This is a genomic window from Helicobacter pullorum, assembly GCF_900638355.1.
GTDB classification, from domain to species: Bacteria; Campylobacterota; Campylobacteria; order Campylobacterales; family Helicobacteraceae; genus Helicobacter_D; species Helicobacter_D pullorum.
In genome coordinates this window covers 62658-76695 of the sequence record NZ_LR134509.1, presented here as the reverse complement: position 1 = coordinate 76695, position 14038 = coordinate 62658, and the positions used below count along the sequence as shown (strand labels likewise).

Sequence of the window (14038 nt, the reverse complement as noted above, 5' to 3'; positions counted from 1 at the left end):
GTTGTTAAATAACATAGACTTTTTAAAGTCTAATGTGAATTTTAAAACCAAATAAAACTCACATTAGACTTTTATATTGGTGGAGAATAGCGGGATCGAACCGCTGACCTCCTGCGTGCAAAGCAGGCGCTCTCCCAGCTGAGCTAATTCCCCAACAATGGTGGGCTTAGGAGGACTTGAACCTCCGACCTCACCCTTATCAGGGGTGCGCTCTAACCACCTGAGCTATAAGCCCCTCTTTTTAACAAAGATTTTTGCACTTAAAGCTAGAAATAATCTCTGAAAACTAAGCAGGAAAGAATTACATTCAACTAAATAAATGAATATTTAGTTATTTCTCTTGAAAGGAGGTGATCCAACCGCAGGTTCACCTACGGTTACCTTGTTACGACTTCACCCCAGTCGCTGCATCCGCCGTGGGCGGTAACTAGTTTAGTATTCCGACTTAAGGCGAATACAACTCCCATGGTGCGACGGGCGGTGAGTACAAGACCCGGGAACGTATTCACCGCAACATGGCTGATTTGCGATTACTAGCGATTCCAGCTTCATGTAGTCGAGTTGCAGACTACAATCCGAACTGAGAGATGTTTTAGAGATTGGCTCCACTTCGCAGTATTGCTTCTCTTTGTACACCCCATTGTAGCACGTGTGTAGCCCTAGGCGTAAGGGCCATGATGACTTGACGTCATCCTCACCTTCCTCCTCCTTACGAAGGCAGTCTCCTTAGAGTGCTCAGCCGAACTGCTAGCAACTAAGGACGAGGGTTGCGCTCGTTGCGGGACTTAACCCAACATCTCACGACACGAGCTGACGACAGCCGTGCAGCACCTGTTTTCAAGCTCTGGCAAGCCAGCACTCCGCTATCTCTAGCAGATTCTATCAATGTCAAGCCTAGGTAAGGTTCTTCGCGTATCTTCGAATTAAACCACATGCTCCACCGCTTGTGCGGGTCCCCGTCTATTCCTTTGAGTTTTAATCTTGCGACCGTACTCCCCAGGCGGAATGCTTAATGCGTTAGCTGCATTACTGCAAGGACAAGCCTCACAACAACTAGCATTCATCGTTTAGGGCGTGGACTACCAGGGTATCTAATCCTGTTTGCTCCCCACGCTTTCGCGCATCAGCGTCAGTAATGTTCCAGCAGGTCGCCTTCGCAATGAGTATTCCTCTTGATCTCTACGGATTTTACCCCTACACCAAGAATTCCACCTACCTCTCCCATACTCTAGAGTAGTAGTTTCAAATGCAGTTCTATGGTTAAGCCATAGGATTTCACATCTGACTTACTACCCCGCCTACGCGCTCTTTACGCCCAGTGATTCCGAGTAACGCTTGCACCCTCCGTATTACCGCGGCTGCTGGCACGGAGTTAGCCGGTGCTTATTCGTTAGATACCGTCATTATCTTCTCTAACAAAAGGAGTTTACAATCCGAAAACCTTCATCCTCCACGCGGCGTTGCTGCTTCAGGGTTTCCCCCATTGAGCAATATTCCCTACTGCTGCCTCCCGTAGGAGTCTGGACCGTGTCTCAGTTCCAGTGTGTCCGATCACCCTCTCAGGCCGGATACCCGTCATAGCCTTGGTGAGCCATTACCTCACCAACAAGCTGATAGGACATAGGCTGATCCTTTAGCGAAAAACTTTCCCCCGTAGGGAGTATCTAGTATTAATCACCGTTTCCAGTGGCTATCCCAGACTAAAGGGCACATAACCTATGCATTACTCACCCGTGCGCCACTAATCCACTTCTAGCAAGCTAAAAGCTTCATCGTTCGACTTGCATGTATTAGGCACGCCGCCAGCGTTCACTCTGAGCCAGGATCAAACTCTCCATAAAAATAATATAGGATTAGTTTGTCCTAAAATCTCAAAATCTCTGTTTATAGATTTGTGGTTTTAAATAAAAACTACAAAGTAATAAATGAGTTTATGTTGTATCTTAATTGATTTTAGAAATAAAAAGATTTTTAGTAATTCTTTTTACTCCTGCTTAGTTGTCAAAGATCATTTTAACTTTAAATATCCAACAAGTTTATCAAATGTATTGAAAAATATCTTTCAAATACTATGAATTGGCTCATTACTATTTATGAGTTAAAGAACATCTTTTCAACATTTTTACAATAAACTAAAATTTAACACTTCTTAATTAAAGGGTTAAAACATTAAGTTGTATTGCTTGATTAGAGGGTTGCTCTAACAAAAAATGCAAAAAAGGAAATGGAATTATATCAGCTAAAGCTTAAGGGAAGTTGAAATAGAAAAAATTATGGGGCGATTTAAAAAGCCCCATAATAACTATCAATTTCATCAGGATTGCAACCGCTCATACCTACCGCTAATCCTGCTAATAAACTAACTGCTATTATACTTTTTAAAATTCTTTTCATCTTTTATTCCTTATATTTTAAATTATTTCTCATTTCAAAACCTAATCTTTAAGCTTCAAATAGATAATCAAATTATATTTATTTTTGACAAACACTTGGTAAATCGCCAACAAACCCACGCCTTGCAAATAATCAAAATTTCACTTGCCAAAAAACTTGCTTAATCCAAAACTTCTATTACTCCATTTAAGCCTATGTAAGCAATGCTTTACTATACTCCACAAAACATTTATGGAGATTTTATGCAAAAGCTCACCCACGAACAAATAGGTATTTTATGGATAACAAGTGCAAGTATCGCTTATGGAATGATGCCGATATGGAGCGTATTTGTGCAAGATAGCGGAATCTCGACAGAATACTTATTATTATTTCGATTTATATGCACTGCTCTTTTACTATTTTCGTGGTCAATCTACAAAAAAATCTCTCTTAAACTCCCCATGCCTTATTTATTCAAATTTTTCTTTTTGGGCGGAGTGCTTTATATCGTGCAATCTTTTGCTTATCTAGATTCTTTGCGTTTTATCCCTGCTTCTCTTTCGGTTCTGCTCTATCACATTTATCCTGCCATTGTTGCTCTTATTGCCATTATTTTTCTCAAAGACAAAATCACCCCCAAAATGCTATTTTGCCTCATTACAAGCTTTATAGGCTTGGTTGTTATTTTGCAACCTTCTTCATATCTAGCACTCAATTTTTATGGCATTTTCCTATCACTTGTTGGAGCGCTTTTTTATGGATTATATGTAATTTTTAGCAAAAATCTTGCACAAAAATTTTCTTCTATTGTGTGCAGCTTTTATGTTTGCCTCTTTGCTTCACTTGCCATATTATGCTACATTGTTATTGATTTACCCAACCTCCAAAATATCAAAGCAAATGGAATCTTAGCACTTCTTGGACTTACTTTTGTTTCTACACTTTTTCCTATGATTGCTTATTTTCTTGGAATGTCCAAAATCGGAGTTACAAAAACTGCCATTTTAGGCATGATAGAACCTCTTGTAGGGGTTTTGCTCTCATTGTGGATTTTAGGGGAAAGTCTAACCTTAATACAATGCCTAGGGGCTTGCTTGATATTCTTTGGTTCTATTTTACTCTTTATTAAGCATTAAGCAAATCATTTCTTGCCATTTTTTAAACACTTCCCCAACGCCATACTTTGCATAAATTTCTTGAGTATTTTTTGCAAAACTATCCCTTTTTTGCGACATCTCCAAAAAGGCTTCTAGCAGTGCTTGCTTATTCCCCATTTCTACCAAAATTCCATTTTTTTTATTGTGGATAATCTCACTTGGTCCATAAGGGCAATCATAGCTAATAGCTGGAATCCCACACATTAAAGATTCAATTAACACATTACTCAAACCTTCTCTATGGCTTGTGAGTACAAAAAATTCTGCATTTTTATAGGCATTATAGAGATTTTCCACACGCCCCAAAAAAACAATCTTTGCCCCCAAACTCTCAGCTTGTTTTTGCAAAGAATCTTTACATTCTCCATCGCCTGCTAAAAGTAAAGAAAATTTAGGATTCTGCTTAGAAAATTTTCCAAAAACTTCCAACAATTCTTCAAAATGTTTGGTTTTTATCATTCTTCCTGCGCTTAAAATATAAGGCTTATAAATTTCCAAATTTGGCTCACTGCAAACCTCCAAAGAAACAGGATTTGGCATTACACATACATTTTTCAAAAAACGATAATTCTCTAAATCCCCCTTTGTAAGCGTGGTAACTTGATTAGCCAAAGGATAAATGATACGCCGCAAAAACTTCCACATTTTGCTATTATCCAAACTTGCATAAATGCTATGCTCTGTGGCAATCACGGGAATCTTAGCAATTTTTGAAGCAATGATTGTCAAAATGTTGGTTTGATGAATAAAACTAACAGCCAAATCCACTCTAAAACTCTTGAAACATTTTATAAGCCCAAAAATACGCTCTATATTTCCAAATATTCCACGCATTTTAGCAGGCAAAACTATAATTTTCACACGCTTATCCACTTCAAAGAAGCGATTTTCATCACTCCAAAGCACTAAAATCACATTATAAGAATCTACAAAATGGTTTGCTAGAAAACTCGCTACTTTCTCCGCACCACCCATTCTAAGCGATGAGATAACAAAAGCTAGCGTCTTTTTAGTTTGCGTGTGCATTGTGATGAAACTCCACAACAATTTCTTGCAATTTAGCAATAATATCTTGCGTTTTTAAAAGCTCATTAATGTCTTCATTGAGCTTTTTAATATCATAATTTGTGGGACGAGCCACTTGAATGGAAGGATATTTGGTTTTGCCCTCACTCTCGCCAATTAACAACTCTTCATAAAGTTTCTCACCCGCTCTCAAGCCGCTAAAAACAATCTCTATCTCATCTTCTTTGCCATAAAGTTTTAGCATATTTTTAGCCAAATCTACAATTTTTACAGGCTCTCCCATATCCAAAATAAAAATCTCCCCACCCTTAGCGATTGCTGAAGCCTGCAAAACAAGCCTGCAAGCTTCAGGGATTAGCATAAAATAACGCGTAATATCTGGGTGAGTTACGGTAATTGGACCCCCACTTTGAATTTGTGCTTTGAACTTTGGCACAACAGAACCACTACTTCCAAGCACATTCCCAAATCTCACCGCAACAATTTCACTTTCTTTGGGATCGACATTTTGTGCATACAATTCCACAATCCTTTTAGTAGCACCCATCACATTAGTAGGACGCACAGCTTTATCTGTGGATATGATGACTATTTTTGGAACTTTGGATTCTATGGCACAATCAATGACATTTTTACTACCTATAACATTATTTTCAATTGCACTTTTTTGATTGTATTCACACAATGGGACATGCTTATAAGCAGCCGCATGGACAACAATATCTGGCTTTTCTTCTTGCATCAAGGGCAAAAGTCGCTCTTTTTCCAAAATTGACAACATCACAGGACGCAATAATTCTGTTTTATCAAGATTCTTAATCGGAGTTTTTTTAGTTAGCTCCTCTGTAATAGCATAAAGATTATATTCGCTATGCTCTACTAAAATAATTCGTTTAGCCCCAAATTCTACACATTGACGCACAATCTCACTTCCGATACTCCCACCAGCCCCAGTAATCAAAACCTTCTTATTGCGGATAAAAGAACCAATGACTTCTTTATCCAAATCTTTGCTAGGTCGTGAGAGTAAATCCTCAATAGAAATATCTTCCAAATGCCTATCTTCTTTTAGCATAGAGGCAATTTTTATCTCTTCAATCCCCATTTTTGTTAGCTCATTAAACAGCTTTTCTAAAGGCGGTTTTGCGTAAGCTTGTGTAAGAATCGCACTTTTGATTTTATGTTTTTCCAAAAGCTCTTTAAGGGCGGTTTTGGGATAAACTTTGAGATTTGAAATATAACTGCCTTGAGATTTTTCATCTTCATCGATAATGGCTAAAGGATAAAAGGGAATTTCGCTATTTAATGCGCTTTTAATAAGCGTAGAAGCTTGGGTATTAGCCCCAAAGATCAAGGCAGGCTTTGGAGAGTTTTTAGGGGAATTTTCCAAATAAATTCGCTTTGAAATCCTTATCCCCCCAATTAAAATCCCAGAAATAACGAAATCTATCACAACAACGCTCAAAGGAAACGCACCAAATAAGCCTAAAAAAGAGAGAAGCATAAAAATTCCATAAGCCAAAATATGCGCATAAATAATCTTCAATGCCTCACTTAAACCAAAAAATCGCCATGGCACCAAATAAACTTTAAAAATCCATAATGCACAAACCTTCAAAGCAATCAAAGCACAAAACACCAAAGCAACTTCTTTGCTAAACTCCAAAGGCACCTGAAAACTAAAACGCAAATCATACGAAAGTATCAAAGTAAAATAAGAAACAATAACATCAATCAACAAAAAAAATACAATTCTCTTAGTATTACTTGGACGAAAAATAGCAGATTTTATCACTTACAAACTCTTTAAATAATCTAAAACATAATTTGAAATTTCAAATACAATTTCTTTGTCCATTGCTCCACCACTTGGAAGACAAATACCGCTATTAAACAGCTCTTGACTGCTTCCATCACAAAAATTCATAGAATCTCTAAACAAAGGTTGAAGGTGCATAGGCTTCCATAATGGTCGCGATTCAATGCCTTTTTTTGCAAGAATCTCCACTAGCTCCATTGGATTAGCCCCTGAATGCTTAAACCTCAAAGTTGTTAGCCAACGATTCCCTCGCGAATCTTGCACTTCAGGCATAAACTCAACCAAATCATGGGATAAATTTTCACAATACCACTCAAAAATTTCTCTTCTCTTTGCCACCTTTGCTTCTATCTCTTCTAGCTGTCCCACACCAATGGCTGCACAGATATTACTCAAACGATAATTGTAACCATAATCCAAATGCTCATAATAAGGAAGATTTTCCCTTGCTTGTGTGGAATAATACCTAGCTTTTTGCATTTTGTGCATATCTTTGCCCAAAAGCATTCCCCCACCACTTGTAGTGATGATTTTATTGCCATTAAAGGACAAAGCACCAAACTCCCCAAAAGTCCCTGTATGCTTGTCCTTATAAAATGCTCCCAAAGATTCTGCTGCATCTTCAATAAGCAAGATTCCATACTCCTTGCAAATCTCTACAATCTCATCTAACTTCGCACATTGCCCATAAAGATGCGTTACAATCAATGCCTTAGGCTTTGTTTTTAATTTATCCAAAGCTTCTTGCAATAATTTTGGAGAGAGATTCCATGATTCATCACTATCAATAAACACAGGAATAGCCCCTTGATACAAGATTGGCACAATAGAACCAATAAAAGTAAAAGTGCTTGCCAAAACAAAATCACCTTTGCCAATACCAGCCACCCTCAAAGCCAAATGCAAAGCCGCCGTCCCACTACTAAGCGCCAAAGCATTAGCACTTTTTGTATAATCTTGCATTCTATTTTCAAAGCGATTAACAAACTCACCCAAAGGTGCGATATAATTGCTCTTAAAAGCCTCATCGACATATTTTTGCTCATTTTTTCCCATTTGCGGAGGGGATAAAAAAACTCTAAAACTCATTTTAACTCCTTTTTAGCAGGGTTGCCCACAACTTTTTTAAAAGATTCAATATCATTAATCACGACACTTCCAGCACCAACCAAACAAGAATCTCCAATTTTCTTGCCCTCAATTATCACACTTCCAGCACCAATATGAGTCATCTCTCCTACACTCACACTCCCGCACATTACACTTCTTGGTGCAATATGAGAAAAGCTACCAATAGCACAATCATGCTCTACAACACATGCTGTATTCAAAATCACTCCAACACCAACACTGCTTTTTGCATTCACCACAACATTTGGCATTATCACACAAGCTTCTTTAATGATAGATTCTTCAGAAATAATAGCACTTGGATGAATAATGCTTGGCAACTCAAAACCTTTTTGTTTAAAAAAATAATAAATTTCTTTTCTTAAATGATTATCTCCAATGGCCAATGCAATTTTAATCTCTTTTTGTGAAGAAATTGTTAAAAATTTTTCTTTGGTTATTGCTTCTTTTCCCGCCAAACTTTTTGCACTAGGGGCATCATCAAGCACATAAGCAATCTCTCCACCACAAGCCAAAATCATATCTGCAATTACCCTACCATGCCCACCAGCACCAAAAATTGCAAATCTTTCCATACTCTAAATGCTCCCAAAGTTTTTATAAATTATTTCAAATTAAAAATTAAAGCGTTTTTTTCTTGTAAAAACACTTAACATTTTTTGTTTTTATTTGATAAAATTTCCTTTTAAATTTTAAAATTCATAAATATAAGGCTTTAATTGCGAATAGAAAAGCTCAAAGAAAATGTTTATATACTACATGGCAAAATGAAAGATATTAGCGATTATTATGATATTAAACTTCTTTTGGAAAAAATGCGTAGAGAGCAGAATATGGAAGTTTTTTTTGATATTCCACAAGCCAAAGAAATTACCTTTTATATCTTGGGGTATTGGTTAAAACTAGCAAGAAAAGATAATTTCAAATTCCACATTTATATTGCAAACCCCTATTTATACAATAACTTTCTCAATATGGGATTAAATGAATTTTTTAAGGTTACTAATGGAGAAATGGAACAATATTTATAGCACTTTTGACCCCATAGCCTTTAATCTCTTTGGAATCCCTGTTCATTGGTATGGCATTATGTATGTTTTGGCTCTACTTGTGGCATTATTTGTAGCAAAATGGATTGCCAAAAAAGATTCTTATCCTATTTCTGATAGTCTTTTAGATAGTTATTTTTTGTGGGTAGAAATTGGCGTGATTTTGGGTGCTAGGCTTGGATATATTATTTTTTATGACCCTTTTACTTCTTATTATCTTACTCACCCTTGGCAAATTTTCAACCCCTTTGATAGAGAAGGAAATTTCGTTGGCATTAGAGGTATGAGTTATCATGGGGCTGTTATTGGATTTTTGATTGCGTCTTTGATTTTTGCTAAAATCAAAAAAATTAATTTTTGGCTTTTTATGGATTTAGCGGGTTTAAGTGTCCCACTTGGCTATGTTTTTGGCAGGATAGGAAACTTCCTCAATCAAGAGTTAGTCGGCAGAGAAACCACAAGTCAATTAGGAATCTATGTTGATAATATCTTACGCCATCCCAGCCAACTTTATGAAGCATTTTTGGAAGGCATTGTTGTTTTTATCATTTTATTTTTATGGCGTAAAAAAGCAAGTTTTGTAGGGCAAATTGGAATTATGTATGGATTGCTTTATTCATTAATGCGATTTATTGCAGAATTCTTTAGAGAGCCTGATTCTCAACTTGGCTTTATTGCTTTTAATTGGCTTACTCAAGGGCAACTTCTTTCGCTAATCATCGGAGGATTATGCCTTGTGCTGCTTTTTAAACCCAAAGATTCAAAGGGCAAAAATGTCTAATATCTCTTTGCAAAATATCTCCAAACAATACAATTACAAAGCCATTTTAAATGATATTTCACTAAGCGTTCAAGAGGGACAAAGGGTAGCTATTATAGGCAAAAATGGTGCAGGAAAATCCACATTATTGAAGATTCTTAGTGGAGAGTTAGAACCAGATGAAGGTTCTAGGATTCTCCAAGGAAATTTAGAAATCAAACACCTCATACAAAAACCCCATTTCAAAGAAGGACAAAGCGTCAAAGAAGTGATTTTAGAATCCTTAGAAGAAATCACAAAAGCCCGCAAAAAACTAGAAGAAATCGCCAAAGCATTACAAAATACCCCAGATAACAAAGCTCTTTTGCAAGAACACTCTATGCTTAGTGCTTTTATAGACCACCATAATGCTTGGGATTTGGAAAACAAGATTCAACAAATCCTAGAAACTTTTGCATTAAAAAAACTTGAAAATAACTTTGTCAATCTCTTAAGCGGAGGGGAACAAAAAAGAGTAGCCCTTGCTTGTTTGCTACTTAGCAAACCTGATATTTTACTGCTTGATGAACCCACAAACCACCTTGATGTGCAAATGGTAGAATTTTTAGAAGATTTACTACTCAAAGAAAAATGGACACTCATTTTTATTAGCCATGATAGATATTTCATTGATAGAATCGCAACTCGCATTATTGAAGTAGAAGATTGCAAAATTCGCAATTTCAAGGGCGGCTATGGAGATTATCTAAAAGAAAAAGAAGAATTATTAAAAAGCCTAGCCAAAAGCCATGAAACCCTACTTAAACACCTAAAAGCAGAGGAAGAATGGCTAGCAAGAGGGGTAAGAGCTAGAGTAAAACGCAATGAAGGGCGTAAAGAACGGATTATGCAAATGCGTCAAGAAGCAAAAAGCAATCCCTCTATCATTCGCAAAATGACTTTAGAGCTAGAGCGAGAAAAAAAACACTTCAATCAAGAAGACGGAACAAATCGCAAAAAAATGCTTTTTGACTTGCAAAATATCTCTTTTGCTATTAATCATAAAACCCTTATTCAAAACTTCTCAACCCGCATTTTGCAACGCGATAAAATTGCTATAGTTGGCAAAAATGGTGCAGGAAAATCCACATTATTAAAACTTATGCTAGGCAAACTAAAGCCCAAAGAAGGCAAAATAGAATGTGGGGAAGTGCGGATTGGATATTTCGACCAACACCGCGAAATGCTAGATGATTCTAAGAATCTCTTAGAAACTTTTTGCCCTTTTGGAGGCGACCATATCGATGTTAAGGGCAAAAGTATGCATGTTTTTGGTTATCTCAAAAACTTCCTTTTCCCCAAAGAGTTTTTAGACAACAAAATTGGCTCTCTAAGTGGTGGAGAAAAAAATCGCGTAGCACTTGCATTGCTTTTTACCAAAGAATATGATTGTTTGATTTTAGATGAACCCACAAATGACTTAGATATCCCAACAATCAATATTTTAGAGGAATATTTACAAAGCTTTGAAGGGGCGATTATTTTTGTCAGCCACGACCGCTATTTTGTGGATAAAATTGCTAAAAAACTCTTAGTTTTCAAAGAAAATGGCGAGATTGAAGAAACTCACCGCAGCTTTAGCGAGTATTTAGAGATAGAAAAAGAACTCAAAGAATACCAAAGCTTTGAAAAAAGCCTACAATCCCCCAAAGAAAAGCCCAAACAAGAAAAACCAAAAACCAAACTTTCCTACAACCAAAAGCGACTTTTAGAGATTCTACCCCACGAAATTGACGCATTAGAATCCCAAATCAAAGCCATTGAATCCAAACTCTACTCCAACACTCTAAGTGCTAATGAGCTACAAGAGCTTTCTTTGGAGCTAGAGGCTAAAAAAGCCTTGTGCGAAGAAAAAACAATGCAATATTTTGAGCTTGAAGAGAAGCAAGAGGGATTTTAATGCAGCCTTTCTCTCACCTAATGCAACAATGGCTTTATGGCAAAGAGGGCTATTATCAAAACCACAAAATAGGCAAAGATGGGGATTTTTACACCAGCGTTAGCGTTAGCCCATTTTTTGGATATTGCATTGCAAATTTCATTGCAGATTTTTTCACAAAACTTCCCCCCCTCCAAAAGATTGCCATTGTAGAAATTGGTGCGGACAAAGGCTATCTCATCAGCGATATTGCAAACTTTCTAGCCCACAATCCACTTTTTGCAAAACTTAGCTTCCACACCCTTGAACCACTCAAAAACCTCCAAACCACCCAAAAATCCACCTTCTATTCCAAAACCTCCCAAACACTCCACACATTAGATTCCCCCAAAGATTTACAGGCACAAAACTACGATTTTACTTTTTTTATCAGCAATGAGCTTTTGGATTCTTTTGCTTGCGAGCTTTATTACAAAGGGGAAATGGCTTATTTGCAAGATAACTCTTTGCTTTTTGCCCCCGCCCCAAAAGAAATCATAGAAATTGCACAAGCAATGGAGCTAGAAATCGGCGAGATTCCACTACATTTAAAATTTTTTCTTGCCTCCCTTACTCAATACACACCCTCTTTTGCCTTTCTCACTTTTGATTATGGGGATTTAAAAGCACGCAATGCCTTTTCTTTGCGTTTTTATCAAAACCACACCACCAACAATCTTTTCTTAAATCCCACCTCCAAAGATTATTACCCAAACTTTTTGGAATCCTTTGGCAAAAGCGACATAACCTATGAAGTGCATTTTGGCTATCTTAAAAATCTTTTTAAAGCAATGAATGCAAAAGAACTATTTTTTGGCAGACAAAATAAAATCCTTGTAGATATGGGATTAGACAAAGTTGGGGAATGGTATATCCAAAACTTTGGCTTAGAATCTTTTATGCACCATTCCCCAAAAATTCGCACCCTCATAGATCCAGCATTCTTAGGGGAAAGATTTTTTGGAATCGGATTTGCTAGAATCTAAACAAAAAGGAATAAAATGAAATATTTATGGTTTTTCAATTTACTTGGTATTGCGTTACTTTTTAGCGGTTGTATTTATCACAATGAATGCGGATATTCCGATTCTTATTGGGACGAAAAAAGCTATTATTATGATTCACAGGGTAATTACATAGAGGTTTGCCCAGACAATCTTCTTTACAAAGAAGGCAAACAGCCCAAAATGCAAGATGAGACTTTTTAATGCAAACCCTGCAATCTATTCAAGATAGACGCAATCTAGCACTAACACACAAACACATCACACCTCTTTTAGAATCCCTTAATCGCCTAAAAAATATCCCCGCAAATGAACTTCAAAACGCCACTTTTAGCCCTAATGACTTTATCACTCTCCACCTACCCTATCTATCCAAAGCTTCCCTAGAGCTTATAACCAATATCGCAAAAACCCTCATTCCTTGGAGAAAAGGACCTTTTTGCATTAATTCCTTAGAGATTCTTAGTGAATGGAATAGTGCTATCAAATACAATTTACTAAGCCCCCACTTAGAGCTTAAAAACAAGATTATCGGCGATATTGGCTGCAACAATGGCTATTATATGTTTAGAATGCTAGAGCAAAACCCCAAGCAAATCATCGGCTTAGACCCTATGCCCCTTTGCAAGTTGCAATTTGATTTTATGCAGTTTTTTATCCGCGATTCTAGACTAGATTTTAAGCTTTTGGGGATTGAGGATTTGCCTTTTTTGGAAATAAAATTTGATATGTTATTTTGCCTTGGAGTGCTTTATCATCGCAAAAGCCCATTAGATTCGATAAAAATTATTTATGATTCTCTTGCAAAAAATGGTGAGGCGATTTTTGATAGCATTATTATTCCGGGCAATGAGGAAATCGCTCTTTGTCCCAAAAATAAGCGTTATGCCAAAATGCCAAATGTCTATTTTATCCCCACGCTTAAAACTTTCATAAATTGGCTAGAATCTTGTGGTTTTAGGGAAATCACTCATATTGCTACACTCAAAACCGGTATTGATGAGCAGAAAAAAACCTCTTGGAGCAACGCACAAAGCCTAGAAGATTTCCTAAATGCCGACCAAAGCAAAACTATCGAGGGCTACCCTGCACCCCAAAGGGCTTATTTAAAAGCCAAAAAATATTAAACAATAACTCTTTTTGCTAAATAATTTTTAAACTATGTTATAATAATCTATCTCATTAAAAAGGAAAAATTATGAAAAAATTTTTGTCAATTTCAGCTTTTGTCGCATTGCTTGGTTGTCCGCTTCTAGCACAGCCTTATACGCTAGATTCTCAAAATTCCAAAGTAGATTTTCAAATCTCACACTTAAAGCTAACCAAAGTCGATGGTAAATTTAAGAAATTTAGTGCAAACATTGACTATGATTTGGCTACAAAAAAGCTCAATATTTTAGAGGGTAGTGTGGAAATCGCCTCTGTGGATACCGCAAACGCCAAACGCGATGAACACCTTAATGCAGCAGATATTTTTGATTCTAAAAAATATCCTAATATGACTTTTAAAATGACAAAATTCGAAGCAGGAAAAATCTCTGGAGATTTAACGATTAAAGGCATTACAAAGCCTATAATCTTTGAAAGCACAGAAACGCTAAAGGACAAAACATTGCAAATCCAAGCAACTGCAAAGATTAAACGCTCAGATTTTGGAGTAGTATGGGAATCCAACCTCAAAGATAGCCTTGTAGGCGATGAAGTGACAATCCTGCTTACTCTAATTGCCAATCCGCAATAAATCGCTTCCTGCTTCTTT

Annotated in this window: 12 protein-coding genes, 2 tRNA genes and 1 rRNA gene; 8 read left to right on the top strand and 7 right to left on the bottom strand. The window is 36.8% G+C overall.

The features are described 5' to 3' along the window. Window positions 1-77 precede the first annotated feature (77 nt). The 3 genes from EL247_RS00355 to EL247_RS00345 form a co-directional block, all read right to left on the bottom strand. Window positions 78-153: transfer RNA gene (locus tag EL247_RS00355), tRNA-Ala, on the bottom strand. Window positions 154-158: 5 nt separating this feature from the next. After that, window positions 159-235: transfer RNA gene (locus EL247_RS00350), tRNA-Ile, on the bottom strand. Window positions 236-343: 108 nt separating this feature from the next. Further along, window positions 344-1841, bottom strand: a 16S ribosomal RNA gene (locus EL247_RS00345). Window positions 1842-2636: 795 nt separating this feature from the next. On the opposite strand from EL247_RS00345, the gene EL247_RS00340 reads away from it, so the two are divergent. Further along, window positions 2637-3512: a DMT family transporter gene (locus tag EL247_RS00340; protein ID WP_060661934.1), complete on the top strand. Its 876-nt coding sequence runs from the start codon at window positions 2637-2639 to the stop codon at window positions 3510-3512. Here EL247_RS00340 and EL247_RS00335 read toward each other — a convergent pair. Genes EL247_RS00335 through EL247_RS00320 form a run of 4 tightly spaced genes read right to left on the bottom strand, consistent with a single transcriptional unit; the run spans window position 3492 to window position 8084 of the window. Next, window positions 3492-4559: a glycosyltransferase gene (locus EL247_RS00335; protein WP_104745881.1), complete on the bottom strand. Its 1068-nt coding sequence runs from the start codon at window positions 4557-4559 to the stop codon at window positions 3492-3494. The two genes, EL247_RS00340 and EL247_RS00335, sit on opposite strands and share 21 nt — an antisense overlap. Then, window positions 4543-6354 (bottom strand): UDP-N-acetylglucosamine 4,6-dehydratase (configuration-retaining), encoded by a 1812-nt coding sequence (gene pglF / locus EL247_RS00330; RefSeq protein WP_104745882.1) that lies wholly within the window; start codon window positions 6352-6354, stop codon window positions 4543-4545. The genes EL247_RS00335 and pglF overlap by 17 nt, the downstream gene beginning before the upstream one ends. Further along, a complete protein-coding gene (gene pglE / locus EL247_RS00325) occupies window positions 6355-7467 on the bottom strand; it encodes a UDP-N-acetylbacillosamine transaminase (RefSeq protein ID WP_104745883.1) in 1113 nt (370 codons plus the stop codon). Continuing rightward, on the bottom strand, window positions 7464-8084 hold the full coding sequence (locus EL247_RS00320) for an acetyltransferase (protein ID WP_104745884.1): 621 nt from the start codon (window positions 8082-8084) through the stop codon (window positions 7464-7466). The genes pglE and EL247_RS00320 overlap by 4 nt, the downstream gene beginning before the upstream one ends. 144 nt (window positions 8085-8228) lie before the next feature. Between EL247_RS00320 and EL247_RS00315 the strand changes: the two genes are divergently transcribed. The 7 genes from EL247_RS00315 (at window position 8229) to EL247_RS00285 (ending at window position 14020) form a co-directional block, all read left to right on the top strand. Beyond that, a complete protein-coding gene (locus tag EL247_RS00315) occupies window positions 8229-8540 on the top strand; it encodes a hypothetical protein (protein WP_005023583.1) in 312 nt (103 codons plus the stop codon). Next, a complete protein-coding gene (lgt, locus tag EL247_RS00310; protein WP_060661930.1) occupies window positions 8515-9339 on the top strand; it encodes a prolipoprotein diacylglyceryl transferase in 825 nt (274 codons plus the stop codon). The genes EL247_RS00315 and lgt overlap by 26 nt, the downstream gene beginning before the upstream one ends. Next, window positions 9332-11257 carry a ribosomal protection-like ABC-F family protein gene (gene abc-f, locus EL247_RS00305; protein WP_104745885.1) on the top strand — a complete coding sequence of 642 codons (1926 nt, stop codon included), beginning with the start codon at window positions 9332-9334 and terminating at the stop codon, window positions 11255-11257. Before lgt ends, abc-f begins: the two co-directional genes overlap by 8 nt. Then, window positions 11257-12261: an SAM-dependent methyltransferase gene (locus EL247_RS00300; protein ID WP_104745886.1), complete on the top strand. Its 1005-nt coding sequence runs from the start codon at window positions 11257-11259 to the stop codon at window positions 12259-12261. The genes abc-f and EL247_RS00300 overlap by 1 nt, the downstream gene beginning before the upstream one ends. 15 nt (window positions 12262-12276) lie before the next feature. Then, window positions 12277-12483, top strand: a complete 207-nt coding sequence (locus EL247_RS00295; protein WP_005023577.1) for a hypothetical protein — start codon at window positions 12277-12279, stop codon at window positions 12481-12483. Then, window positions 12483-13406: a tRNA 5-methoxyuridine(34)/uridine 5-oxyacetic acid(34) synthase CmoB gene (cmoB, locus tag EL247_RS00290; RefSeq protein WP_104745887.1), complete on the top strand. Its 924-nt coding sequence runs from the start codon at window positions 12483-12485 to the stop codon at window positions 13404-13406. The genes EL247_RS00295 and cmoB overlap by 1 nt, the downstream gene beginning before the upstream one ends. Before the next feature lie 71 nt (window positions 13407-13477). Beyond that, window positions 13478-14020, top strand: a complete 543-nt coding sequence (locus EL247_RS00285; RefSeq protein ID WP_054198657.1) for a YceI family protein — start codon at window positions 13478-13480, stop codon at window positions 14018-14020. Window positions 14021-14038 lie beyond the last annotated feature (18 nt).